General features: G+C 63.3%; 25 protein-coding genes. 17 read left to right on the top strand and 8 right to left on the bottom strand.

Annotation, left to right across the window (positions count from 1 at the left end; translation table 11 throughout):
* Positions 1–56 precede the first annotated feature (56 nt).
* From RCH14_RS05255 to RCH14_RS05275, 5 genes are all read left to right on the top strand, one after another.
* Positions 57–1,754, top strand: a complete 1,698-nt coding sequence (locus RCH14_RS05255; protein ID WP_343025114.1) for a CTP synthase — start codon at positions 57–59, stop codon at positions 1,752–1,754.
* Positions 1,751–2,605: a 3-deoxy-8-phosphooctulonate synthase gene (kdsA, locus tag RCH14_RS05260; RefSeq protein ID WP_343025115.1), complete on the top strand. Its 855-nt coding sequence runs from the start codon at positions 1,751–1,753 to the stop codon at positions 2,603–2,605. Before RCH14_RS05255 ends, kdsA begins: the two co-directional genes overlap by 4 nt.
* A 96-nt stretch (positions 2,606–2,701) precedes the next feature.
* Entirely contained in the window at positions 2,702–3,988 is a 1,287-nt protein-coding gene (gene eno, locus RCH14_RS05265) for a phosphopyruvate hydratase (protein ID WP_258835206.1), read from the top strand.
* A gap of 74 nt (positions 3,989–4,062) precedes the next feature.
* On the top strand, positions 4,063–4,422 hold the full coding sequence (ftsB, locus tag RCH14_RS05270; protein WP_343025116.1) for a cell division protein FtsB: 360 nt from the start codon (positions 4,063–4,065) through the stop codon (positions 4,420–4,422).
* A gap of 10 nt (positions 4,423–4,432) precedes the next feature.
* The gene (locus tag RCH14_RS05275; protein WP_343025117.1) at positions 4,433–4,708 is read left to right on the top strand and encodes a hypothetical protein; all 276 of its coding nucleotides are present in this window, start codon (positions 4,433–4,435) and stop codon (positions 4,706–4,708) included.
* Between the two features lie 126 nt (positions 4,709–4,834).
* Here RCH14_RS05275 and RCH14_RS05280 read toward each other — a convergent pair whose 3' ends face one another.
* Positions 4,835–5,350: a Dps family protein gene (locus RCH14_RS05280; RefSeq protein WP_343025118.1), complete on the bottom strand. Its 516-nt coding sequence runs from the start codon at positions 5,348–5,350 to the stop codon at positions 4,835–4,837.
* Between the two features lie 189 nt (positions 5,351–5,539).
* On the opposite strand from RCH14_RS05280, the gene RCH14_RS05285 reads away from it, so the two are divergent.
* Positions 5,540–6,307 (top strand): hypothetical protein, encoded by a 768-nt coding sequence (locus RCH14_RS05285; protein WP_343025119.1) that lies wholly within the window; start codon positions 5,540–5,542, stop codon positions 6,305–6,307.
* 42 nt (positions 6,308–6,349) lie between these two features.
* Here the strand turns inward: RCH14_RS05285 and hslO are convergent, their stop codons facing one another.
* Positions 6,350–7,330 (bottom strand): Hsp33 family molecular chaperone HslO, encoded by a 981-nt coding sequence (hslO, locus tag RCH14_RS05290; protein ID WP_343025120.1) that lies wholly within the window; start codon positions 7,328–7,330, stop codon positions 6,350–6,352.
* 3 nt (positions 7,331–7,333) lie between these two features.
* On the bottom strand, positions 7,334–7,858 hold the full coding sequence (locus RCH14_RS05295) for a gamma carbonic anhydrase family protein (RefSeq protein ID WP_343025536.1): 525 nt from the start codon (positions 7,856–7,858) through the stop codon (positions 7,334–7,336).
* Between the two features lie 163 nt (positions 7,859–8,021).
* Between RCH14_RS05295 and RCH14_RS05300 the strand changes: the two genes are divergently transcribed.
* The 10 genes from RCH14_RS05300 (at position 8,022) to bamC (ending at position 16,627) form a co-directional block, all read left to right on the top strand.
* Positions 8,022–8,909: an alpha/beta hydrolase gene (locus RCH14_RS05300; RefSeq protein WP_343025121.1), complete on the top strand. Its 888-nt coding sequence runs from the start codon at positions 8,022–8,024 to the stop codon at positions 8,907–8,909.
* Positions 8,910–8,951: 42 nt separating this feature from the next.
* The gene (locus RCH14_RS05305; protein WP_343025122.1) at positions 8,952–9,785 is read left to right on the top strand and encodes a 3',5'-nucleoside bisphosphate phosphatase; all 834 of its coding nucleotides are present in this window, start codon (positions 8,952–8,954) and stop codon (positions 9,783–9,785) included.
* A gap of 152 nt (positions 9,786–9,937) precedes the next feature.
* A complete protein-coding gene (locus RCH14_RS05310) occupies positions 9,938–10,354 on the top strand; it encodes a CopG family transcriptional regulator (protein WP_343025123.1) in 417 nt (138 codons plus the stop codon).
* 11 nt (positions 10,355–10,365) lie between these two features.
* Positions 10,366–11,517 carry a PHB depolymerase family esterase gene (locus RCH14_RS05315; protein WP_343025124.1) on the top strand — a complete coding sequence of 384 codons (1,152 nt, stop codon included), beginning with the start codon at positions 10,366–10,368 and terminating at the stop codon, positions 11,515–11,517.
* Positions 11,518–11,605: 88 nt separating this feature from the next.
* Entirely contained in the window at positions 11,606–12,481 is an 876-nt protein-coding gene (gene htpX, locus RCH14_RS05320; protein ID WP_343025125.1) for a protease HtpX, read from the top strand.
* 21 nt (positions 12,482–12,502) lie between these two features.
* Positions 12,503–13,126, top strand: coding sequence for an L-threonylcarbamoyladenylate synthase (locus RCH14_RS05325; protein WP_343025126.1), 624 nt, complete (start codon positions 12,503–12,505; stop codon positions 13,124–13,126).
* Between the two features lie 81 nt (positions 13,127–13,207).
* Entirely contained in the window at positions 13,208–13,861 is a 654-nt protein-coding gene (locus RCH14_RS05330) for a site-2 protease family protein (protein WP_343025127.1), read from the top strand.
* A 22-nt stretch (positions 13,862–13,883) separates the two neighbouring features.
* Entirely contained in the window at positions 13,884–14,453 is a 570-nt protein-coding gene (locus RCH14_RS05335; protein WP_343025128.1) for a class I SAM-dependent methyltransferase, read from the top strand.
* Between the two features lie 55 nt (positions 14,454–14,508).
* Complete coding sequence (dapA, locus tag RCH14_RS05340) at positions 14,509–15,393, top strand: 4-hydroxy-tetrahydrodipicolinate synthase (RefSeq protein WP_343025129.1); 885 nt, start codon at positions 14,509–14,511, stop codon at positions 15,391–15,393.
* A gap of 40 nt (positions 15,394–15,433) precedes the next feature.
* Complete coding sequence (gene bamC / locus RCH14_RS05345) at positions 15,434–16,627, top strand: outer membrane protein assembly factor BamC (protein ID WP_343025130.1); 1,194 nt, start codon at positions 15,434–15,436, stop codon at positions 16,625–16,627.
* A gap of 137 nt (positions 16,628–16,764) precedes the next feature.
* On the opposite strand, the gene RCH14_RS05350 is transcribed toward bamC, so the two are convergent.
* The 3 genes from RCH14_RS05350 to RCH14_RS05360 form a co-directional block, all read right to left on the bottom strand.
* A complete protein-coding gene (locus RCH14_RS05350; protein WP_343025131.1) occupies positions 16,765–17,049 on the bottom strand; it encodes a hypothetical protein in 285 nt (94 codons plus the stop codon).
* 293 nt (positions 17,050–17,342) lie between these two features.
* Entirely contained in the window at positions 17,343–17,819 is a 477-nt protein-coding gene (locus RCH14_RS05355) for a hypothetical protein (protein WP_343025132.1), read from the bottom strand.
* Between the two features lie 2 nt (positions 17,820–17,821).
* A complete protein-coding gene (locus RCH14_RS05360) occupies positions 17,822–18,943 on the bottom strand; it encodes a cupin domain-containing protein (RefSeq protein ID WP_343025133.1) in 1,122 nt (373 codons plus the stop codon).
* A gap of 77 nt (positions 18,944–19,020) precedes the next feature.
* Here RCH14_RS05360 and RCH14_RS05365 point away from each other — a divergent pair, with 77 nt between their 5' ends.
* Positions 19,021–19,554 (top strand): peptidylprolyl isomerase, encoded by a 534-nt coding sequence (locus RCH14_RS05365; RefSeq protein WP_343025134.1) that lies wholly within the window; start codon positions 19,021–19,023, stop codon positions 19,552–19,554.
* A 72-nt stretch (positions 19,555–19,626) separates the two neighbouring features.
* Here RCH14_RS05365 and RCH14_RS05370 read toward each other — a convergent pair whose 3' ends face one another.
* Both RCH14_RS05370 and mutS read right to left on the bottom strand, forming a co-directional pair.
* Entirely contained in the window at positions 19,627–20,604 is a 978-nt protein-coding gene (locus RCH14_RS05370; protein WP_343025135.1) for a hypothetical protein, read from the bottom strand.
* Entirely contained in the window at positions 20,604–23,273 is a 2,670-nt protein-coding gene (gene mutS, locus RCH14_RS05375) for a DNA mismatch repair protein MutS (RefSeq protein WP_343025136.1), read from the bottom strand. Before mutS ends, RCH14_RS05370 begins: the two co-directional genes overlap by 1 nt.
* Positions 23,274–23,403 lie beyond the last annotated feature (130 nt).

Below are 23,403 nucleotides of genomic sequence, written 5' to 3' on the forward strand. Positions count from 1 at the left end.
CCGCTTTAAGGTATAATTTCTATTTCCCGCGTGTGCCGTTCGGCACCATCAGCACAATGACCAAATTCGTATTCGTCACTGGCGGCGTCGTCTCTTCCCTGGGCAAAGGGATTGCAGCAGCCTCCCTCGCCGCCATCCTCGAGAGCCGCGGCCTTAAAGTCACCATGCTCAAGCTCGATCCGTACATCAACGTCGATCCGGGCACCATGAGTCCAACCCAGCACGGCGAAGTGTTCGTCACCGACGACGGCGCCGAGACTGACCTCGACCTTGGCCACTACGAGCGCTTCATCAGCACCCGCATGAAGAAGGTGAACAACTTCACCACGGGTCAGATCTATGAATCGGTGATCCGCAAGGAACGCCGTGGCGAATACCTCGGCAAGACCGTGCAGGTGATCCCGCACATCACCAACGAGATCCAGGATTACATCCGTCGCGGCGCCGAAGGCGTCGACGTGGCGCTGGTCGAAATCGGCGGCACCGTGGGTGATATCGAGTCGCTGCCGTTCCTCGAGGCGGCGCGCCAGCTGTCGCTGCGTTCGGGCCGCAAGGGCGCCGCATTCGTGCACCTGACGCTCGTGCCGTTCATCGCCTCGGCCGGCGAACTCAAAACCAAGCCGACCCAGCACAGCGTGCAGAAGCTGCGCGAAATCGGCATCTCGCCCAACGCGCTGCTGTGCCGCGCCGACCGTCCGATCCCGGACGACGAGCGCGCCAAGATTTCGCTGTTCGCCAACGTCGAAGAGCAGGCCGTCATTTCGGTATGGGACGTCGACACGATCTACAAGGTCCCGCAAGTGCTGTGCGACCAGGGTCTGGACGACATCATCCTTGAAGCGCTCGGCCTGGAAGCGCCAAAAGCCGACCTGTCGATGTGGACCAAGCTGATTCACACGCTCGAAAATCCAAAGCACGAAGTCACGATCGGCATGGTCGGCAAGTACGTCGACCTGATCGAGTCGTACAAGTCGCTGACCGAAGCGCTGCGTCACGCCGGCATTCACACCGAAAGCCGCGTCAATATCGAGTACCTCGATTCCGAAGAAATCGAAACCCGCGGCTGCGAGCACCTGGCCAAGTACGATGCGATCCTGGTGCCGGGCGGCTTCGGCAAGCGCGGCGTCGAAGGCAAGATCGCCGCTGCCCGCTACGCCCGCGAAAACAAGATCCCGTACCTGGGTATCTGCCTGGGCATGCAGGTCGCGCTGATCGAGTACGCGCGCAATATGGCCGGCCTGACCAACGCCAACTCGACCGAATTCGATCCGGACACCGACCAGCCGGTCGTGGCCCTGATCACCGAGTGGCAGAACCACGACGGCAAGGTCGAAAAGCGCGACACCAATTCGAACCTGGGCGGCACGATGCGCCTGGGCGCGCAGACCTGCGCCGTCAATCCGGGCACGCTGGCCGCTGAAATCTACGGCAACGTCGTCACCGAGCGTCACCGTCACCGCTACGAAGGCAACAACCACTACCTGCCAAAGGTCGAGGCTGCCGGCCTGACCGTGTCGGCGCGTACGCCGAACGAAGACCTGTGCGAAATCATGGAGCTGCCACGTACCGGCGCGAATTCGCACCCTTGGTATATGGGCGTGCAGTTCCACCCCGAGTTCAAGTCGACGCCGCGCAACGGTCACCCGCTGTTTACGTCGTTCATCCGGGCCGCCCTGGCGCACCAGGCATCGAACACCAATCCTGCAGCCAACCTCGTCCAGGCCGCACCAGCACTCCAAGGAGACGCAGCATGAAACTCGCCGGATTCGACGTCGGCCTCGAGCACCCGATCTTCCTGATCGCCGGCACCTGCGTGATCGAATCGCGCCAGATGGCGATGGACACCGCGGGCACGCTCAAGGAAATCACCGCAGCGCTGGGTATTCCGTTCATCTACAAATCGTCGTTCGACAAGGCCAATCGCTCGTCGGGCAAATCGTTCCGTGGCCCTGGTATCGACAAGGGCCTCGAGATCCTGGCCGACGTGCGCCGCGAAATCGGCGTGCCGGTGCTGACCGACGTGCATGACGCCGAAATGATCCCGCATGTCGCGAGCATCGTCGACGTGCTGCAAACGCCGGCGTTCCTGTGCCGCCAGACCGATTTCATCAACGCCTGCGCGCGTTCGGGCAAGCCGGTCAATATCAAGAAGGGCCAGTTCCTGGCCCCGGGCGACATGAAGAACGTCATCGACAAGGCCAGAGCTGCTGCGCGCGACGCCGGCTTGGAAGAAGACAATTTCATGGCCTGCGAGCGCGGTGCGTCGTTCGGCTACAACAACCTGGTGTCGGACATGCGTGGCCTGGCCATCATGCGCGAATCGAATTGCCCGGTGGTGTTCGATGCGACCCACTCGGTGCAGCTGCCGGGCGGGCAGGGCACGTCGTCGGGCGGCCAGCGCGAGCACATTCCCGTGCTGTCGCGCGCCGCCGTGGCGTCGGGTATTGCCGGCCTGTTCATGGAAACGCACCCGGATCCGGCCAATGCGATGTCGGATGGCCCGAACGCGGTGCCGCTGGCGCGCATGAAGGAGCTCCTGACGACGTTGGTCGAGATCGACCGCGTCGTCAAGAAGTCGCCGTTCCTGGAATTCGACTTCAAGTAACCGTTCAGGTTTGGATGCGCCGTGTTGCGGGTATCCCTGAGGGACCCGATGCACGGCGGTCCCCCAAGATTACCTACCTTCTGGAGACTGAGAAACATGAGTGCTATCGTTGATATCATCGGCCGCGAAATCCTGGATTCGCGCGGTAACCCTACCGTCGAATGCGACGTCCTGCTCGAATCGGGCGTGATGGGCCGCGCGGCAGTGCCGTCGGGCGCATCGACCGGTTCGCGCGAAGCGATCGAACTGCGTGACGGCGATCCGAAGCGCTACTTCGGCAAAGGCGTGCTGCAAGCCTGCGAAAATATCAACACCGAGATCTCCGAAGCGATCATGGGCTTGGACGCGAACGAGCAAGCATTCCTCGACCGCACCCTGATCGATCTCGATGGCACCGAAAACAAGAGCCGCCTGGGCGCCAACGCGATGCTGGCCGTGTCGATGGCCGTGGCCAAGGCCGCTGCCGAAGAAGCGGGCCTGCCGCTGTACCGCTACTTCGGCGGTTCGGGCGCGATGCAGATGCCGGTGCCGATGATGAACGTCATCAACGGCGGCGCGCACGCCGACAACAACCTGGATATCCAGGAATTCATGATCATTCCGATCGGCGCCCCGTCGTTCAAGGAAGCCATCCGCTACGGCGCCGAGGTGTTCCACACGCTCAAGAAAATCCTGCACGCGCGCGGCCTGAACACGGCCGTTGGCGACGAAGGCGGTTTCGCCCCGTCGGTGGCCAACCATGAAGAAGCCATCAAGCTGATCATGGAAGCGATCGAACAGGCAGGCTACGTTGCCGGCCAGGACATCGCGCTGGGCCTCGATTGCGCCGCCAGCGAATTCTACAAAGACGGCCGTTACGTGCTGGAAGGCGAAGGCGGCCTGAGCCTGTCGGCAGCCGACTTCACCAACATGCTCGCGACCTGGTGCGACAAGTACCCGATCATCTCGATCGAAGACGCGATGCACGAAGGTGACTGGGAAGGCTGGGCCACCCTGACCGCCGCACTGGGCAAGAAGGTTCAGCTGGTGGGCGACGATCTGTTCGTCACCAATACCAAGATCCTGAAAGAGGGCATCCAGAAGGGCATCGCCAACTCGATCCTCATCAAGATCAACCAGATCGGTACGCTGACCGAAACGTTTGCCGCCATCGAGATGGCCAAGCGCGCCGGCTACACCGCCGTGATCTCGCACCGCTCTGGCGAAACCGAAGACTCGACCATCGCAGACATCGCCGTGGGCCTGAACGCGCTGCAGATCAAGACCGGTTCGCTGTCGCGTTCGGACCGCATGGCCAAGTACAACCAGTTGCTGCGCATCGAGGAAGACCTGGGCGACATCGCCAGCTACCCGGGCCGTGACGCGTTCTACAACCTGAAGTAATCCCCTGAGGCCGACGCGCGGGATGGGATCATCCCACCCGCGCGTCGGCTTTTTCATCTCCTTCGTTTCTCACCATGCGCCTGATCACGATTGCCCTGGCTGCGCTGCTCGTGCTGATCCAGTATCCCCTCTGGCTTGGCAAGGGCGGCTGGCTGTCCGTGGCCGACATGCAGAACCAGGTCGAAACCACGCGCATCAAGACCGAGCAGCTCGCCGCGCGCAACAGCAAGCTCGACTCCGAAGTCGATGACCTGACCGAAGGCACCGGCGCCGTCGAAGAGCGTGCGCGCTATGACCTGGGCATGATCAAGCAGAACGAGATTTTCGTGCAGGTGCTGCGCAAGAACGAAATCCCGGTCGAATCGATGACCGTGCCGCCACCACCACCACCGCCGAAACCTGGCGCCAAGCCAGCCGGCGCTGCCGCACACTGAACCAGCCACCATGACTCAAGAAAACACCCCGATCGACCCCGCCAGCCTCGATTCGCTCGATGCGATCGCAGATTGCCTGGCCGAAGCGTTTGAAGATGGCGATGGCGCCGTGATTGCGGCTGCCTTGCAGGCGGTGGCGCAAGCGCCTGCTCTGGGCGAACTGGCGGCCAGCGTGGGCATGCCGCGCGACGCGTTGCAGGCGGCGATGACGGCAGGGGAGTTTGATATGGACCTGACCCTCGAGATCATGAAGGTGGTCGACCTGCACATGAGTGGCGGGCACTAAGAATGACGAGGCACTCTGTGTCTCTCCACCACATACGTAAAAACGTCGTTCCAGCTGAGGCTGGAACGACGTTTCCAAGCTAATTTATTTAGCGCGACAACGGCCCGTAAAGGGCCGCAGTACTTCTTACTCTTTCGACTTCGACGATGCGTCGCCCTGCTCGTGGCCTGCGCCCTGTTCCAGGAATGCACGCAGCATCCATGCATTTTTCTCGTGCACTTCCATGCGGGTCGACAGCATGTCGGCGGTCGGGAAATCGTCGATTTCGTCAGCAATACGCACGGCAGCGCGCGCGGTGCGGATCACGGCTTCCTGGCCTTCGACCAGTTGACGGATCATCTCTTTGGCCGACGGCACGTCGGTTTCTTCGGTGATGGTCGACAGTTCCACATAACGCTTGTAGGTGCCTGGTGCGAAGTGGCCCAGTGCGCGGATACGCTCGGCGATATCGTCCAGCGCGGTCCACAGCTCGGTGTACTGCTCCTGGAACATCACGTGCAGGGTCTGGAACATCGGACCGGTCACGTTCCAGTGGAAGTTGTGGGTCTTGAGGTACAACATGTAGCTGTCGGCCAGGACGGTCGAGAGCGATTCGACGATTTTTGCGCGGTCTTCGGTGTTGATGCCAATATCGATGTTCATGTGTGGTTCTCCATTAGTCAGTGATATTCATGTGGTGCCACTGTCTGAAAATGCAACAGTATCAAACAGGCATCAGCTTATCATCTTGCCCCAATCGTCGCAGTACAGTAGAACGCGTGTGACGAAGCGTGAGAATTGGCGCGCCCCCGTCGCGTAGACTGATTTGTTTCTGATAACGAAAGTGATCACATGATGTCGCAACGTGCGGTAGTGGCACTGGTACTGGTGCTTTCCAGCCCGGCATGGGCGCAAGTATCGGCACCCGAAGCCGGTAGGGAAACGAAGGTCGAAGTCAGCGGCGTCAAGGACCCCGAGTTACGCCCCTACCGCATCATGTCGCGAGGGCTGGACGCGTTCGACAAGCACCATGGCCTGGCGCCCAGCGCCAGTTTGCGCTTCGAATTGAAGAACGCAGATGGCACGACCCAGTCGCCGGACGGCCTTGCCCTGCGCCTTTCCGGCGACACGGTGGACCTTCCGCTCGCGCTCGACAGCGATGCGACATTCATTCTGCCGCGTAGCCAGCAAGCGTTCGATGACAATGCCGACCTGGTTTTGAACCGTAAAAAATCACGGATGCGCTGGCGTCCGCGCGTGCGCAGTCCCGGCGTGCCTGAGAACATGCGCCGGCTGGGCGACATGCGGCTCGAATGCGAAGTGGCGTGGGCTGTGATGAAGGACGAGATCGGTATTGTGATGCGCAGCGCCATGGCGGTCGTTGGCGGGATGTGTCATGCGCCGATGACGGCGCTGTACTATCGCGCGCCAAAACGGCTCGAGGCAGCGCGCCTGACATCGGGCGAGCGTAGCAGGCTTTTGACGCTGAGCGAAGATCACCACAGCTTTATCGTTCCGGTGCGTAGCAAAGAGTGGGATAACGACAGCTTGATCACCTATGAATTCGCACCGGATTCGCAGCAGGCCGCTCAAAAAGAACAGGGCGCCGCAGCGCCCTGAAACAACCCGCCGGCGCCGGCCGGTGGCCGGCGCCGGCACACGTCAGTGCGTGCTGCCGCTTGGCGCAATCAGGGCCTGGGCCGCGGTATCCACGGCAAACAGCTGCGCGCAATCGACCTTGTCGAAGGCGTAGTGCTTGCCGCAGAAATCGCAGTTGATCCCCAGTTCGCCCAGTTCATCCAGCGCCGTTTCGACTTCTTGCTGGCCCAGCATCTTGAGCATATTGCCGACCTTCTCGCGGTTGCAGCTGCAGTGGAACTGCGGGTGCAGCGGATCGAACACGCGGATGGTTTCTTCCCAGAACAGGCGGTGCAGCAAGGTCGAGATGTCGGTCGAGAGCAGCTCTTCGTGCTTGAGCGTGCCGCCCAGCGCTGCGGCGCGGTTCCAGGTTTCCAGGTCTTCTGCTTCCGACGCCTGTTTGCTCTGGTCTTCGCCGCCGCTGTGACGCGGCAGTTTTTGTAGCAGCATGCCGCGCGCGACCTTGTCGTCTGCGGCGACCCACAGGCGCGTGTCGAGCTGCTCGGAACGCAGCATGTAGTTTTCGATCACGGTGGCGACGTCGTCGCCGTCGAGCGGCACGATGCCCTGGTAGGCTTGCTGGCCCGGCATCTTCTCGAGCGGGTCGAGCGTGATCACGAAGCGGCCCATGCCCTGCACATTGACCAACTGGCCGAGCGTGGCGTCGTCAGTCACCTCGACGTCGGGCGCCAGCTTGGCCGTGGCGCGCATGCGCAGGTTGGCGTCGCATTCGACAACCAGCAGGCGCACCGGCCCGTCGCCGTGGATCTGCATCACGATCGAGCCGTTGAACTTGAGGTTGGCCGAGAGCAGGGCGCAGGCCGCCACCATCTCGCCCAGCACCGAGCGCACCGCTTTCGGGTAGCCGTGGCGCGCCTGGATCTCGCGCCAGGTGTCGGAAATCTCGACCAGCTCACCGCGCACGGCAGCGTTGTCGAAGATGAATTTCTGCAGCGTGTCCTGGGTAGCCTGCGTGGTATCAAGCGTGGTATCTGGTGTCGTCATTCTTTATCCGATTCTCTTTAGCTGTGTATTGAATAGCTGGCCTCGCGCGACATAGCTCGCGGCATTGCCCTGCAGGCGCAGCAGGTCTTCTTGTGTCAGTGTCCGCACCACTTTCGCGGGCGAACCCAGGATCAGTGAGTGATCCGGAAATGTCTTGTTCTCGGTAACCAGCGCACCGGCGCCGACCAGGCAACCCTTGCCGATGCGCGCGCCGTTGAGGATCACCGCACCGATGCCGATCAGCGAGCCGTCACCGACCGTACAACCGTGCAGCATGGCCTGGTGGCCAATGGTCACGCCCCGGCCGATGTCGAGCGGATAGCCCATGTCGGTATGCATCACCGTGCCTTCCTGCACATTGCTGTTTTCGCCGATGGTGATGCGCTCGTTGTCGCCCCGCAGCGTGGCCCCGAACCACACCGAGGTATTGGCCGCCAGCGTGACCTTGCCGATCAGCGTGGCCGAATCGGCAACAAACGCCGACGGATCGATCTCGGGTGCATGTTCGCCCAGCTGGTAAATGGCCATGGATGCGCTCGCAGAAGGTTGGAATGGCGCTATTTTACCGCCCCATGCCTTGCGCAGCGCGGGCTTTGCCAACGCCGGAAGTCGGACAGATGGGGCCGTGGTACGCGAATTCAACGGTCCGGCGATATAATTGCCAGAACGATCGTACTTTTTTCGAGGTGCCATGAAACTTTCACGTTCTGAATTTGTCACCGTACGCGGCCTGCGTCTTCATGTGCGCCATTGGGGGAACGAGGGCGCGCCCAAGCTGTTCATGCTGCACGGGTGGATGGATGTGGCGGCGTCGTTCCAGTTCGTCGTCGATGCGCTCAAAGGCGACTGGCACGTGATCGCACCGGACTGGCGCGGCTTCGGGCACAGCGACCGTTCGGGCGCCGATACCTATTGGTTCCCGGATTACGTGGCCGACCTCGATGCGTTGCTCGACCGTTTCGCACCGGACGAGGCCGTGAACCTGCTCGGGCACAGCATGGGTGGCAATATCGCCGGCCTGTACGCTGGCGTGCGGCCGCAGCGCGTGGGCAAGCTGATCAACCTCGAAGGTTTTGGCCTGCCGGGCACGCGCGCGGCCCAGTATCCGAAACGGATGGCCAATTGGCTCGACGAATTGCGCGCGCCACCCGAGATGCGCGGCTATGCCAGCCTGGATGAAGTAGCGGCGCGCCTGCGCAAGACCAATCCGCGCCTGGCCTACGAGCGCTCGAGCTTTCTCGCTGCGCACTGGTCCGAGCAGGATCGCGACGGCCAGTGGCGCATCCTGGGCGACCCGGCGCACAAGATGACGGGCCCGCTGCTGTACCACGTCGACGAGATGATGGCGGCGTGGTCGGCCATCACGGCGCCGGTGCTGTGGGTCGAGGCCGAGGACACCGATATGTGGCGCTGGATGGGGGCGAAAGAGCAGGCACGCGTTGAAGTCGACCGCCGCATGGGGTATCTAAAGCACGTCACGGCGCGCATGGTGCCGCAGGCGGGACATATGCTGCACCATGATCAGCCGGAATTGCTGGCGCGCATGATCGAAGACTTCCTCGCTGCGCCGAAAGATTGATGCGCGTACAATGGAGCGTCCATCCCGCCTGCTGAAAATCCCATGCTGAAAGTCGACCTGCACTGCCATTCCAATGTTTCCGACGGCGTCCTTGCGCCATCGGAGGTGGCCGCTTACGCTGGCAAGAGCGGCGTGAACGTGTGGGCGTTGACCGACCACGACGAAATCAGCGGCGTGAAGGCCGCGCGCCAGGCGGCAACCGCGCTGGGCATGCGCTTCGTGGCCGGCGTCGAGATCTCGGTCACCTGGGCCAACGACACTGTTCACGTCGTCGGCCTGCAGGTCGACGAAGACAATCCGGCGCTGATCGCCGGGCTGGCGGCAACGCGCAACGGGCGCGAAAAGCGGGCCCGCGAGATGGCGGCCCAGCTCGAGCAGGCCGGCATTCCCACGCCCTATGAAGGCGCGCTGCGCTATGTTGCCAATCCCGATCTGATGTCGCGCACGCACTTCGCGCGCTACCTGTGCGAGATCGGCGTCTGCACGACGACGTCCGACGTGTTCCGGCGCTTCCTGACCGAAGGCAAGCCGGGCTATGTGCCGCATCGCTGGGCCACGCTCGGCGAAGCAATGGGCTGGATCGCGGGCGCGGGCGGCATCGCCGTCATTGCGCATCCGGGGCGCTACCGGTTCAGCGACACGGCCCAGGGCGCGCTGTTCGATGAATTCCGTCAACTGGGCGGCACCGCCATCGAAGTGGTTACCGGCAGCCACACGCCGGACCAGTACGGCACCTATGCCGAAGTCGCGCGGCGCTACGGCTTTCTGGCGTCGCGCGGCACCGATTTCCACGCCCCCGGCGAATCGCGGGTCGAGTTCGCCGAACTGCCCCCGCTGCCATCCGGCGTGACGCCGGTCTGGCACGACTGGTTCTAACACTCCCTTCAGTCTGACTGTACGGTCGCCGCTCCTGCGGCTGGCCGCGTTGCGCCCGTTGCTTTCCTGTTTTTATAAAGAATTTGCCCGCCAGCTCTTGTAAAAGCCGATTTATACTCCAATTGGAGTATATACAGCGTATGGAGAGCACGATGAAAGCAGTTTTACCCCAACAGAAACTTCCTGACAGCGACAAGGTCACGGTCAATGTCGGCCTGGTCGACCTGGCCCAAGTGGACCTGCTGGTCGAGGAAGGGTTTTATTCCAACCGCACCGACCTGGTGCGCACAGCGATCCGCAATCTGCTTACGCAGCATGCCGACGTGATCCGCCAGACCATCGTGCGCAAGCGCTATGTGATGGGCTTGTACCACTACTCGGTGCAGGAACTCGAACAACTGGTGGCGCAGGGCCAGCAACTCGATATCCATGTGCTCGGTCTGGCGGTCATCGAAGACAACGTATCACCTGAACTTGCCCGGAATGCGATCGCCTCGATCCAGGTCCTGGGCGCATTTGTTGCATCACCTGCCGTGCGCGCCGCGCTGGCAGATCGCACCCTTACCTAGACTGGATAGTGATGAAAACGCTCGACCAATTCATGAACAAGATGATGGCTTCTGCCCGCCTCGTGCAGAACAAGGATGTGGCCTCGGCCACCGCCACGATCCAGCAAGCGCTGGCGCAGGCCGGCCTGATGCCGGGGCATGGGCAGGGCGCAGCGCCCGCCAGGGAGGACGCTACGGGCTTTGTGGACATCAACCCGGCGCCCGATTGGCAAGCGCAGCTGCGCAAGGGCCAGGCGGCCATGCGCGCCGCCGGCGTCGGCGTCGGCATTGGCATGCCTCCAGATGACGACGTGGCCGTCATGGACGACGCCGCAGCGGGCACCTTCACGGCCGGCGTGTTTTCGAACGCCGCCGGGCGCCGCCGCTACAAGCTGTACATCCCGGCGCAGCCGTCGACCACGCCGCGTCCGTTGATCGTCATGCTGCACGGCTGCACGCAGAATCCCGACGATTTCGCGCTCGGCACCGGCATGAATCGCCTGGCTGAAGAAGCCAACTGCCTGGTGCTGTATCCCGAGCAGGACAGCGCCTCGAACCGCACGCAGTGCTGGAACTGGTTCGAGGCGGGCCACCAGGCGCGCGATGCGGGCGAGCCCGGCATCATCGCCGGGCTGACGCGGCAGATCCTCGCGGAGCACGGCGCCGATCCGGCGCAGGTGTTCGTGGCCGGCATGTCGGCGGGCGGGGCGATGGCGGCGGTGCTGGGCGCCGAGTATCCCGATCTGTTCGCGGCAGTGGGCGTGCACTCCGGTTTGCCGGCTGGCAGCGGGCGCGACATGATTACCGGCTTGCAGGCCATGAAGAAGCCAGCCAAAGGACGCACCTTGCGCGAAGCCGTGCCGGTCATCGTGTTCCACGGCAGTACCGATCACGTGGTGGCGCCAGCCAATGGCGACGCCGTGCTGCAACAGTATGTGGGCGCTCACGCCGGCCAGCACGCTACGCCGCCCAGCGTGCGTCACGACGATGCGGCCCATGGCGGGCGCCGCTGCCGTCGTAGTGTCTGGCGCGATGATGCGGGCCGGGCGATGGCGGAGCAGTGGGTCGTGCAGGGCGCAGGGCACGCTTGGGCTGGCGGCAATGCGGCGGGATCGCATACGGATGCGGCAGGACCGTCGGCGTCGAAGGAAATGCTGCGCTTCTTCCTGGGCGTGAAACGTTGATACGGCAGGCACGCGCGGCCGTGCCCTTGAATTTTCCGGCAGGCAGCCCAATATTGGCATCTTGTCATCCAGTCAGGAGTCGTCTGCCATGAAGCGCATTGTTCTTTTCCTCGCCACCAACCTGGCCGTCGTTCTGGTGCTGTCGCTGGTCATGAATGTGCTCGGCCTGGGCCGCGCCGTATCGGCGCAGGGCATCGACTTCGCTTCGCTGGCCGTGATGTCACTCGTGATCGGCTTTACCGGTTCGTTCATCTCGCTGTTGATCAGTAAGCCGATGGCCAAATGGTCGACCGGCGCGCGCGTGATCGAGCAACCGGCCAATTCCACCGAACAGTGGCTGGTGGACACCGTGCGCCGCCTGGCCGAGCGTGCCGGCATCGGCATGCCCGAGGTTGCCGTCTACGATGGCGAGCCGAATGCGTTCGCCACCGGCGCCTTCAAGAATTCGGCGCTGGTCGCCGTGTCCACGGGCCTGCTGCAAAGCATGAACCAGGACGAAGTCGAAGCCGTCCTGGGCCATGAAGTCGCCCACATCGCCAATGGCGACATGGTCACGCTCACGCTGATCCAGGGCGTGGTCAATACGTTCGTCGTGTTCTTCGCGCGCGTGGTTGGCTTCTTCGTTGACAAGATGCTGTTTCGCAAAGAAGGTGACGCGCCCGGCATCGGCTACTACGCCACCGTGATGGTCTGCGAAATCCTGTTCGGCCTGCTGGCCTCGATCATCGTGGCCTGGTTCTCGCGCCAGCGCGAATTTCGTGCGGACGCCGGCGCCGCCAAACTGATGGGCAGCCCGGTGCCGATGCAGCACGCGCTGGCCCGCCTGGGCGGTTTCGCGCCGGGCGCGTTGCCCAAGACGATGTCGGCGTCGGGCATTTCCGGCAGCGGCGGCGGCTGGGGCGCGCTGTTCTCGACCCACCCGCCGATGGAGCAGCGCATCGCCGCCCTGCAGTCGCTGCGCTAACAACAATAAAGGACACCATTCATGGGCCAGTTTTTCCAGATTCACCCAGAAAACCCGCAAGCGCGCCTGATCAAGCAGGCCGCGCAGATCGTCAGCGCCGGCGGCATCGTCGCGCTGCCGACCGATTCGGCGTACGCGCTCGTGTGCCGCCTGGACGACAAGACCGCCGTCGAGAAGCTGCGCCGCATTCGTGGCGTCGACGACAAGCACCACCTGACGCTGCTGGTGCGTGACCTGTCCGAAGTGGCGCAGTACGCGCGCGTGGACAACACGCAATACCGCCTGCTCAAGGCAACGATGCCGGGTCCGTACACGGTGATTCTGGAAGCCACGCGCGAGTTGCCGCGGCGCCTGTCGCACCCGTCGCGCAAGACGATCGGCCTGCGCGTGCCTGAAAACCGCATCACGCTGGCGCTGCTCGAAGAACTGGGCGAGCCGCTGATCGGCACCACGCTGCAACTGCCGGGCGACGAGCACATGCTGTCGGATCCCGATGAAGTGCGCGAGCGTCTCGAAAAGCAGATCGAACTGATCATCGACGGCGGCGCCGGTATGCTGGAAGCCACCACCGTGATCGACCTGACCGGCCCCGAGCCGGTGCTGATTCGCCAGGGCAGGGGCGACCCGGCAGCGTTCGGCCTTTGATCGTCGGGACGGCAGCCTCCAAGGCTGCCTTAAGAATTCCACCGGTCAAGTACCCGCCGGGCTCTGATAGAATCAGCCCCCATGGAAGAAACAATTCGCACCATCGCGGTGTATGCGCTGCCGGTCCTGTTTGCAATCACGCTGCACGAAGCTGCCCACGCCTACGCCGCCAAGTATTTCGGCGACAATACCGCCTATTCGCAGGGGCGCATGAGCCTGAACCCCCTGGTGCACATCGACATCTGGGGCACGATCGTGATCCCGGTTCTGATGTTCCTGTTCACGCCGTTCGTGTTCGGCTACGCCAAGCCGGTGCCGGTCGAATTCGGGCGCCTGCGCAATCCCAAGCGCGACATGGCGTGGGTGGCGCTGGCCGGCCCGCTGGCCAACTTCATCATGGCCGTGCTGTGGCTGATCCTGGGCGTGCTACTCGTGTTCTTCCAGGTCGGCGAAGAATTCCCGCACAAGATGGCGCAGGCCGGCATCGTCACCAACCTGTTGATCATGGCCTTTAATCTGCTGCCGATCCCGCCGCTCGATGGTGGCCGGATCGTCACGGCAATGCTGCCGCACCGCGCTGCGTATGCGTTCGCGCGCATCGAGCCATACGGTTTCTTCGTCGTGCTGGCGCTGGTGATGCTCAAGGTCGTCGGTTACTGGCTCACGCCGGTGATGGCGCTGGGCGGCTACCTGGTCCAGCTGGCAGCCACGCCATTCACGTTCTTCCTGCTTTGAACCGATGAGCACCGGTGTCCATATGGCGGCACTGCCCGCGTCGCCCTGGGTAGCGCGTTTTGCGCCCCTCGCGCAGCCGGGCGACGCGCTCGACCTGGCCTGCGGCAATGGGCGCCACACGCGCCTGCTCGCGGCGCAAGGATTGCAAGTGCTGGCGCTCGATCGTAATCCGGCGGCGCTGGCTGCCAGCGCTGGTGCAGGCGTGACGACGCTGGCCTGCGACCTGGAAGCCGATGGCGCAAGCTGGCCCTTCGAAGCCGGGCGCTTTGCCGTCATCGTCGTGACCAATTACCTGCACCGGCCGCTGTTCGCGCAGATCGCGGCAAGCCTGCGGCCTGACGGCATCCTGATCTACGAAACCTTCGCACAAGGTAACGAGATCTATGGCAAGCCGTCGAATCCGGCCTTTCTGCTCGCGCCCGGCGAACTGCTGGCGCTGGCCCATGAGGGTGGCCTGCAGGTACTGGCGTACGAGGACGGGCACGTAGAGCGACCCCATCCGGCGCAGGTGCAGCGCCTGTGCGCTGCGGGCCCTGCATACCGTAAAACCGAAGCGTGGCTCGACCATATTGTGGTCAGGAATGAACCATAGGGGCGGGCTATCCGCTACAATCAGATTTTTAAATGAATGGCACGGTCCAAAGATTATGATTAAGGGCAGTATCGTAGCAATCGTCACCCCGATGTTCGAAGACGGCACCGTCGATCGCGACGCCCTGCGCGCGCTGATCGACTGGCATATCGCCGAAGGTACCGACGCGATCGTCATCGTGGGCACGACCGGCGAATCGGCGACGCTGTCGCCGGAAGAGCATTGCGAACTCGTCAAGCTGGCGGTCGACCATGTCGCCGGCCGCATCCCTGTCATCGCCGGTACCGGCGGCAATTCGACCGTGGAAGCGATTGCGCTGACCCGTCATGCGAAAGCGGTCGGTGCCGACGCATCCCTGCAGGTCGTGCCGTACTACAACCGGCCGACGCAAGAGGGCATGTACCGCCACTTCCGCACGATCGCCGAAGCCGTCGACCTGCCAATCATCCTGTACAACGTGCCGGGCCGTACCGTGGCCGACATGGCCAACGAGACGGTCGCGCGCCTGGCGCCAATCGAGAACATCGTCGGCCTCAAGGACGCCACCGGCAATATCGGCCGCGGCATCGAACTGCTCAAGATGGTCGACCAGTCCTTCGCCGTGTATTCGGGTGACGATCCAACCGCGATGACGCTGATGTTCTGCGGCGGCGCCGGCAATATTTCGGTCACCGCCAACGTGGCGCCGCGCGCGATGCACGAGCTGTGCGTGGCCGCCATGAGCGGCGACATCGCCCGCGCACTCGAGATCAATAACCGCTTGCTCGGCCTGCATGCCAAGCTGTTCGTCGAACCCAATCCGGTGCCCGTCAAATGGGCACTGGCCGAGATGGGCAAGATGCCGGCGGGCCTGCGCCTGCCGCTCGCGCCGCTGTCCTCCCAATACCACGAGATCGTACGTGCCGCCCTGGTGGAAGCCGGCGTTCATTCCCCGTCCTGAATCCGCAAGGGTTCGGATTACTGACCTGATATCGAACGACATGACTATTCGCAAGACTAAGAATTCCAACGGCGCATCCCTGATCAACGCTCCTGCCGCCGCCCGTGTGCTCTCGCTCACGGTCATCGCGTTCAGCCTGGCGGCCTGCACCACGATCTTCAGTGGCGACAAAGTCGACTACAAGGGCACCAAGAAGGCCGCACCGCTGGACGTGCCGCCCGACCTGACCAAGCTGCAGCGCGACAACCGCTATGCGATTCCGGATGGCCGTGGCATCGCCACCGCGTCCGCATTCCAGCAGGGCCAGGCGGCAGCTGCTGCCGGCGGCGTGCCTGCGGTGGCCGGTGTCTCGGCATCCGGCCAGCCGATCGGCCCGATCTCGACCGACGCCGTCAGCGTGCAGCGCAATGGCGATCAGCGCTGGCTGGTGGTCAAGCAAACGCCTGAACAGCTGTGGCCGCAACTGCGCCAGTTCTGGGAAGAGCAGGGCTTCGCACTCGAGACCGAGTCGGCCACCACCGGCACCATGGAAACCGCCTGGGTCGAGAACCGCTCGAAGATTCCGCAAGACTTCGTGCGCCGCGCCATCGGCCGCGTGTTCGAGAGCGCGTACTCGACTGGCGAACGCGACAAGTTCCGCACGCGCCTCGAGCGCCTGCCGGACGGCTCGACCGAGATCTGGGTCAGCCACCGTGGCGCCGAAGAAGTCCTGGCCGGCCCGCAAAGCGAAACCACGACCTGGACCGTGCGTCCCAACGATCCGGGCCTGGAGTCGCAATACCTGAGCCGCATCGTTGCACTGCTGACCGGCGCCAAGGAAGTAGCCCCGGCCGAAGCCATGGTCGCGAACGCGCCGCTGGCGCCGCAACACGCCAAGCTGGTGGGCGACAAGGTCGAGGTCGACGAAGGGTTCGATCGCGCATGGCGCCGTGTCGGCCTGGCGCTCGATCGCGTCGGCTTCACCGTCGAAGACCGTGACCGCGTGCAGGGCATCTACTTCGTGCGCTACGTCGATCCGGATGCGGGCGAGACCAAGGATGGCTTCTTCAAGCGCCTGTTCACGTTCGGCAAGTCAGAAGACGCTGCCAAGGAAGCCCAGCGCTACCGCGTGCTGGTCAAGGCCGCACAGGGCGCAAGCGTGAGCGAAGTGTCGGTGCAGACCAACGACGGCAAGGCCGAAACCTCGCCGACGACGACCAAGATCCTGACGCTGCTGAACAACGAGCTCAAGTAATCCTCGTTGCGGCAACAAAAAACCGGCCAACTGGCCGGTTTTTTTTATGCCTGTCTGGATTGCGGCGTCGCTCTTTGCAAAGCGGCAGGCGTAAAAAAACCGGCCCGCAGGCCGGTTTCTTCATACCGAGTAACGAATTACTTGGTGGTAGCAGCAGCGTCAGCAGCTTGCGTAGCCGAGGTCTGAGCAGCAGCAGCAGCGTCGGTTGCGGTGGTTGCAGCAGCAGCAGCGTCGGTTGCAGCAGCGTCAGCAGCAGCAGCAGCAGCTGGAGCGGTTGCGTCAGCAGCTGGCATGGTTGCGTCAGCAGGAGCGACGACAGCAGCTGGGGTTTCGGTCACTGGTGCGACTGGAGCTTCTTCTTTCTTAGCGCAAGCAGCCAGGGTAACAGCGAACAGGGAAGCGATCAGCAGGGATTTTTTCATGGTTTTTTCCTTAGTATTTACAAAAGTAGAACTACTTGATACGAATAATAATTACCGGTAATTATTTCTCGATGGAATTCTCGTGCCTTCACAAATAGCAAGACTGCCACGCGCGCAACGGAACCTTCCTGATTGATATTATAGACAATTTTACAGTTTCGCAATAGCGCACACATGCTGTAGTGTAAGAATTTTCCGCTTTGATAAGCTTCATCTTGTTACAAGATGCTACGTACATGACGTGATGCCCGAAAAATAACTGTCGGGCAATGACTCATGCTCGCATGCGTGATTTACAACCCGGTCCTCGTCGGATGCAGCGTCGGCCGCGATGCTTCCCAGATCGCTTCGAATCGTTGTTGCGGAACATCGACGGCGCGCGGATCGTCGAAATCTGCTTCGCCACGCATGTGGTCGCTATGGAAGCGTCGCACCACGTGCTGCTCGTCGGCGATGCAGAACGAGTCGGTCAGCTGGCGCAGGTTCTTCGGGCTCTGGCGGCATTCGCAGGCGTGGCCGTAGTCGCGCAGCAGGCGCAGAAAGCGCGGAAAGTGGCGCTCGATATGACCAGGCTCGTGCAGGGCCAGGCGCAACGTGCCGCCGCGCTGCAGAAAGGCGCGCAGCGCCGCATCCACGCGGACGGCGCCCAGCGCAAACACGGCGCCATCCGGATCGAACAGGCGCAGGCTGTGCTGCGCGGCCGCCACGACGGCGAGAAACTGCGTCTCGCAATCGCGTCGGGTGTCGAACGGGATCGCGCGCGCATCCATCGTCAGCCCAGCTCGACCCAGCCGTCCTGGTACCACGCGTACAGGGATTCGGTGACGTCGTCGGTGGCTTTGCCGAGCGTGGCGCCGTCGATGCGGCGCTCATTGGCCAACACATCGAGCACCACCTTGTCGGCGCGGCCGGCGGCGAGCGATTCACCATTGATGAACACGTTCTTGCCGCGGTACAGCATCAGCGTCTTGCTCGAGAGCTTGACGCCGCGCTTGGCCGCCGTTTCCATGAAGCGGCCAAAGGTCAGCGGCTTGGCCGGCGGCGTGAAGAACACATTGTGCTTCGGCTCGGACATGTGCTCGCCGAGGAAGATAGTGACGTCTTCTTCATCCCAGCGCACCTTGTTGAGTTCTTCGGTGACGGTGGCGAGCATGTGCTTGGGGATTTCGGCCGGGTTCTTCGCTTCCTGCAACTCCGGATCGGCATAGCGGCCCGGCAGGTCGATGGAATCGGCCATGAATTGCAGGAAAGCTTCGCCCAGTTCCTGGAACGACGGCGAGCGGAAACCAATCGAATACGTCATGCATTCGCCTTCGGCGATGCCGTCGTGGGCGTAGTGCGGCGGCAGGTACAGCATGTCGCCCGGCTCCAGCACGAATTCTTCTTCGGGCTCGAAATTGGCCAGGATCTTGAGTGGCAAGCCGTCGATGATCGTCAGGTCTTGCTGCGCACCGATGCGCCAGCGACGCTTGCCGTGCGCTTGCAGCAGGAACACGTCGTACGAATCATAATGGGGACCGACGCCGGCGCCATCGGTGGCAAAGCTCACCATCAGGTCGTCCAGGCGGGCATCGGGCACGAAGCGGAACTGGCGCAGCAGGTCGTCGGCGCGCTCGTCATGCAGGTTCACGCCCTGGACCAGCATCGTCCAGTTTGGCGCGCTGCGCGCCGGCAGGTCGGTCAGGGGGCCGTGCTGCATATCCCATTCGCCGTCGCGCAGCGACACCAGGCGCGATTCGACGTGGTTCAGCGCGGCCAGCTCGGCCAGCTTCTCGAACTTGAGCAGTGGCTTGAAGCCGGGAATGGCGCCACGGATCAGCAGCGGCTTCTTGTGCCAGTAATCGCGCAGGAATTCAGCGGGGGAAAGATTCCCCAAAAGCGGTAATTTTTTCATGCGACATTATAACCAGCCGAAGCGGGACCTAGACCCATCGAGAGTATAATCCGCAGCTCACAATGAAAGGATGGACGATGAAGATTGCTAAAGACACAGTCGTGACGGTTAATTACAAACTGTCGGATGCCCAGAACAATCTGATCGAGGAGGGCTCCCAGCCGATGGTATACCTGCACGGCGGCTACGAGAACACCCTGCCGAAGATCGAAGAAGAGCTGGACGGTAAAGAAACCGGCTACGCCTCGACGATCCAGGTAGAGCCGGACGACGCGTTCGGTGACTACGAGCCAGAGCTGGTGAAGGTGGAAGAGCGTTCGCGCCTGCCGGAACCGATCGAAATCGGCATGCAGTTCGAAGGCGTGGCCGAAAACGGCGACGACGAGCCGGTGATTTTCACCGTCACCGAAATCGCTGACGACAAGGTCGTCCTGGATGGCAACCATCCACTGGCCGGCATGGCACTGCGCTTCGACCTGTCCGTGGTCGACGTGCGCGCTGCGACCGACGAAGAAATCCAGCACGGTCACGTGCATGGCGCCGGCGGTCATCATCACGAGATCGATGACGGCGACGATGGCGATCATTTCCGTAGCCAGCCGCTGCAGTAATTGGGTTGTTGCGCGGCCACCGCATCACGCGGTGGCCGCGTCTGTATCATGCGTTTATGTGAAGTGCCTGTTTTACTGCTTCGCGTCCACGACCGTGAACGCCGCATCTTTCCCCAGCATCACATTCACCTCGACCGCCTTGGTTCCCACCGATAGCTGTCCCAGATTGTCTTTCCATGCAATGTGCGGTGTGCGGCCGCCGGGCGCACTGCTATCGACCAGCAGCACCTTGCCATCGAACTTGACTGCCTGCGCCTGGATCTGACGCCGCGCCGCTTCGAAGCCGTCGCGCTCGACCGGTGTGCGCCGCAACAGGCCGCGCAGTCCCGTGGGCTGATCGAGATGGAACGGGCGCACGGCGCCTTCCGAGAACAGCACCAGCGCCTGGGCCTTGTCGCTGCGCGCCATCGCGAACAGGCGGTTCAGCCAGAAGCGATTGGCCACCGCCCGGTCTTCGTATTCGCTGTTGCGGCCCGCCGCCGGCAAGAAGTGGTTGTTCCCGGCCGGCAGATTGATGGTGGCGTACAGCACCTTGTCCACCTTCCAGTGCGCGTTTTCGGCATAGCTGCGAAAACGCGGGCTGGCCGACAGTTGTGTGAGGTGGATCTTGGTTGCGCCAAGCGATGCAGGCTCGCCGTACAGCAGTTCGCGCAGACGGTTCAGGCGCTCGATCGCATTGGTGCGTTTGGCCGAGTTGCGGCAGCCGGTCCAGTCGCTGCCGGCCAGCGACACGATCACCGGGCGCTTCGCATGCTCGAACAGGTCGCGCCGCTGCTGGTACAGCTTGTCGCCGCAGCTCTCGTTCTCGCCCTTGATGCCGGTGAGGACCACGAACGACACCGACTTTTCGGACGAATCGGCCAGCGCCTGCTTCAGGCGCGCGTCACTGTCGGCGCCCGCGTCATTGCCAACCACGGCGAAGCGGTGCGTGGGACGCTCTTCCTTGTCCTTGTCCTTGTCCTTGTCCTTGGCTTGGGCCGCCAGCGGCGCGCAGGCCATGAAGGCGGCGAGCAGCGCCGTGCAGGCAATGACAGGACGCGACATCGGCATCAGGCAGCCAGCCGTTTCAGCTCGTAGAGCCGTTCGAGCGCTTCGCGCGGGGTCAGCGCGTCCGGATCGATGGCGTCGAGGGCGTCGCGCAGCCCGTCATCTGGGGCCGCTGCCACGACTGGCGCCGGGGCGTCGTCAATATCGTGCTCGGGCAGGGGCGCGGCAAACAGGTCGCGCTGCGGCGTGCCGCCGGCGGCCTGCGCTTCCAGGCGCGCAAGGTGCTTGCGCGCGGCCTTGATCACCGGCTGCGGCACGCCGGCCAGTTGCGCCACCTGCAAGCCGTAGCTTTGCGACGCCGGGCCATCCTGCACCGCATGCAGGAACACGATGCTGTCCTTGTGCTCGACTGCCGACAGGTGCACGTTGTAGGCGCTTGGGTACGACTCCGGCAACTGGGTCAGCTCGAAATAGTGGGTCGCAAACAGCGTGAAGCTGCGGCTCGTGTCGATCAGGTGGCGCGCAATGGCCCACGCCAGTGCCAGGCCATCGAAGGTTGATGTGCCGCGCCCGACTTCATCCATCAGCACCAGTGAATGCTCGGTGGCGCCGTTCAGGATCGCGGCCGATTCGGTCATCTCGACCATGAAGGTCGAACGGCCATTGGCCAGGTCGTCGCTGGCACCGATGCGCGTGAAGATGCGATCGATCGGGCCCAGCGTGGCTTCGGCCGCCGGCACGTAGCTGCCGACATAGGCCAGCAGCGTGATCAGCGCCACCTGGCGCATGAAGGTCGATTTACCGCCCATGTTCGGACCGGTGATCAAGAGCAGGCGGCGCTCGTTCGAGAAGCGGCAATCGTTGGCGATAAAGCGCTCGATCTGGTTTTCAACCACCGGATGGCGGCCTTCGACGATGTTCAGGCACGGCGCATCGACCAGCTGCGGCGCGCACCAGCCGTGGCGCAGCGCGTGGCTGGCCAGCGCGACCAGTACGTCGACCTGCGCGATCGCGCGCGCGATCGTCTGCAGCGCGCCGATGTGCGGCGCGAGCTGGGCCAGCAAGTCGTCGTAGAGGATTTTCTCGCGCGCCAGCGCGCGGTCCTGCGCCGACAGCGCCTTGTCCTCATAGGCCTTGAGTTCAGGCGTGATGTAGCGTTCGCAGTTCTTCAGCGTCTGGCGACGGCGGTAGTCGTCCGGCACCTTGGTCGCCTGGCCGTTGGTCACTTCGATGTAGAAGCCGTGCACGCGGTTGTATTCGACGCGCAGGTTGGCGATGCCGGTGCGGGCGCGCTCGCGTGTTTCGAGGTCGACCAGGAACTGGCCGGCATTCTCGGACAGCGCCTGCAGTTCATCGAGATCGGCATCGTAGCCGCGCGCGAACACGCCACCATCGCGGATCATCGCGCTCGGCTCTTCAAGCACCGCGCGCACCAGCAGATCGAGGCAATCGGCCGGCGTGGCCAGGTCGTCATGCAGCTCGCGCAGCAGCGACGTATCGCCCGGCACGAAGCAGCGCGCTACCAGTTCGCGCAGCATCGGCAAGGCCTTGAGCCCATCACGCAGACTGGCCAGGTCGCGCGGCCGCGCGCTGAGCAAGGCCACGCGCGTGGTGATGCGCTCGATGTCCGGCACCTGCGCCAGCGTTGGCGACAGATTGTCGATGGCATCCGCCTGCAGCAGCGCGGCGATCGACTGGTGGCGGCTGCGCGCGATCGACTGGTCGCGGCGCGCATGGTGCAGCCAGTGGCGCAGCATGCGCGAACCCATCGCCGTGCGGCAGCCATCGAGCAGCGAGAACAATGTAGGCGACTCTTGCCCGCGAATGGTCTCGGTCAGCTCCAGGTTGCGGCGCGTGGCGGCATCGAGGCCGATGTATTCATTCTCGCTTTCGCACGCTAGACCCCGCACGTGCTGCAGCCCGCGGCCTTGCGTCGACTGGGCATAGCGCAGCAGCGCGCCGGCCGCGCCGAACGCGGCGCCCAGGCCGTCGGCGCCAAAGCCCGTGAGCGTGGCGACCTTCAACTGTTCGAGCAGCGCGCCGTGGCCCTTGACCACGTCGAAGTGCCATTCCGGCACGCGCTGGGTGTGCACGGTGGACGCGCCATCGTCGAACATGTCGCCGCAATCGGCGCGCAGGATTTCGGCCGGCGCGATGCGCTCGAGTTCATGCGCCAGGCGCGCCTCGATGGCGCGCGCGTCGCCGGAAAACTCCATCAGGCGCAGGTTGCCGCTGGCCAGCGACAGCCAGGCCAGACCCGCGGTGACGGTCTTGCGCTGGGTCTGCAGGCACAGGGCCAGCAGCGGACGCTCGGCTTTTTCGGGCAGCAGGTCGGAATCGGTCAGCGTGCCAGGCGTTACCACGCGCATGACCTTGCGTTCGACCGGGCCCTTGGACAGCGCAGGGTCGCCGATCTGCTCGCAGATCGCACATGATTCACCGAGTTTCACCAGCTTGGCCAGGTAGCCATCGAGCGAGTGAAACGGCACACCGGCCATCTTGATCGGATTGCCCTCGGACTTGCCGCGCGCGGTCAGCGTGATGCCCAGCACGCGCGAGGCTTTTTCGGCGTCGTCGAAAAACAGTTCGTAGAAGTCGCCCATGCGGTAGAACACCAGCATGTCGGGGTAGTCGGCCTTGATGCGCAGGTATTGCTGCATCATCGGGGTGTGCTTGTCGGTCGCGCTGTTCTTGACGGCTGCGGCGTTGATTTCAGTGGGAACGGTGGTCATTTCTTCGGATTGGGTACGGCGAGGCAGAGGCTGGCCAGAGCTGCGTATTTTACCGCGATTGGCGCTACGCGCGGCACAGCTGGGGTCCACAGCTGGGGTCAGGTCTGACATTCGGACACGACCTCAGCCT

The sequence above is a fragment of the Massilia sp. MP_M2 genome (assembly GCF_039123635.1).
Classification (GTDB): Bacteria; Pseudomonadota; Gammaproteobacteria; order Burkholderiales; family Burkholderiaceae_D; genus Telluria.

Excerpts from the sequence above, each read along its gene's own strand:
- RCH14_RS05255 (WP_343025114.1), top strand. The coding sequence starts at position 57 with ATGACCAAATTCGTATTCGTCACTGGCGGCGTCGTCTCTTCCCTGGGC.
- dapA (WP_343025129.1), top strand. The coding sequence starts at position 14,509 with ATGATTAAGGGCAGTATCGTAGCAATCGTCACCCCGATGTTCGAAGAC.
- RCH14_RS05295 (WP_343025536.1), bottom strand. The coding sequence starts at position 7,858 with ATGGCCATTTACCAGCTGGGCGAACATGCACCCGAGATCGATCCGTCG.
- RCH14_RS05350 (WP_343025131.1), bottom strand. The coding sequence starts at position 17,049 with ATGAAAAAATCCCTGCTGATCGCTTCCCTGTTCGCTGTTACCCTGGCT.
- RCH14_RS05300 (WP_343025121.1), top strand. The coding sequence starts at position 8,022 with ATGAAACTTTCACGTTCTGAATTTGTCACCGTACGCGGCCTGCGTCTT.
- RCH14_RS05335 (WP_343025128.1), top strand. The coding sequence starts at position 13,884 with ATGGCGGCACTGCCCGCGTCGCCCTGGGTAGCGCGTTTTGCGCCCCTC.
- htpX (WP_343025125.1), top strand. The coding sequence starts at position 11,606 with ATGAAGCGCATTGTTCTTTTCCTCGCCACCAACCTGGCCGTCGTTCTG.
- mutS (WP_343025136.1), bottom strand. The coding sequence starts at position 23,273 with ATGACCACCGTTCCCACTGAAATCAACGCCGCAGCCGTCAAGAACAGC.
- hslO (WP_343025120.1), bottom strand. The coding sequence starts at position 7,330 with ATGACGACACCAGATACCACGCTTGATACCACGCAGGCTACCCAGGAC.
- RCH14_RS05305 (WP_343025122.1), top strand. The coding sequence starts at position 8,952 with ATGCTGAAAGTCGACCTGCACTGCCATTCCAATGTTTCCGACGGCGTC.
- RCH14_RS05355 (WP_343025132.1), bottom strand. The coding sequence starts at position 17,819 with ATGGATGCGCGCGCGATCCCGTTCGACACCCGACGCGATTGCGAGACG.
- RCH14_RS05275 (WP_343025117.1), top strand. The coding sequence starts at position 4,433 with ATGACTCAAGAAAACACCCCGATCGACCCCGCCAGCCTCGATTCGCTC.
- RCH14_RS05310 (WP_343025123.1), top strand. The coding sequence starts at position 9,938 with ATGAAAGCAGTTTTACCCCAACAGAAACTTCCTGACAGCGACAAGGTC.
- RCH14_RS05280 (WP_343025118.1), bottom strand. The coding sequence starts at position 5,350 with ATGAACATCGATATTGGCATCAACACCGAAGACCGCGCAAAAATCGTC.
- eno (WP_258835206.1), top strand. The coding sequence starts at position 2,702 with ATGAGTGCTATCGTTGATATCATCGGCCGCGAAATCCTGGATTCGCGC.
- RCH14_RS05325 (WP_343025126.1), top strand. The coding sequence starts at position 12,503 with ATGGGCCAGTTTTTCCAGATTCACCCAGAAAACCCGCAAGCGCGCCTG.
- kdsA (WP_343025115.1), top strand. The coding sequence starts at position 1,751 with ATGAAACTCGCCGGATTCGACGTCGGCCTCGAGCACCCGATCTTCCTG.
- RCH14_RS05360 (WP_343025133.1), bottom strand. The coding sequence starts at position 18,943 with ATGAAAAAATTACCGCTTTTGGGGAATCTTTCCCCCGCTGAATTCCTG.
- RCH14_RS05315 (WP_343025124.1), top strand. The coding sequence starts at position 10,366 with ATGAAAACGCTCGACCAATTCATGAACAAGATGATGGCTTCTGCCCGC.
- RCH14_RS05365 (WP_343025134.1), top strand. The coding sequence starts at position 19,021 with ATGAAGATTGCTAAAGACACAGTCGTGACGGTTAATTACAAACTGTCG.
- bamC (WP_343025130.1), top strand. The coding sequence starts at position 15,434 with ATGACTATTCGCAAGACTAAGAATTCCAACGGCGCATCCCTGATCAAC.
- RCH14_RS05285 (WP_343025119.1), top strand. The coding sequence starts at position 5,540 with ATGATGTCGCAACGTGCGGTAGTGGCACTGGTACTGGTGCTTTCCAGC.
- RCH14_RS05330 (WP_343025127.1), top strand. The coding sequence starts at position 13,208 with ATGGAAGAAACAATTCGCACCATCGCGGTGTATGCGCTGCCGGTCCTG.
- RCH14_RS05370 (WP_343025135.1), bottom strand. The coding sequence starts at position 20,604 with ATGCCGATGTCGCGTCCTGTCATTGCCTGCACGGCGCTGCTCGCCGCC.
- ftsB (WP_343025116.1), top strand. The coding sequence starts at position 4,063 with ATGCGCCTGATCACGATTGCCCTGGCTGCGCTGCTCGTGCTGATCCAG.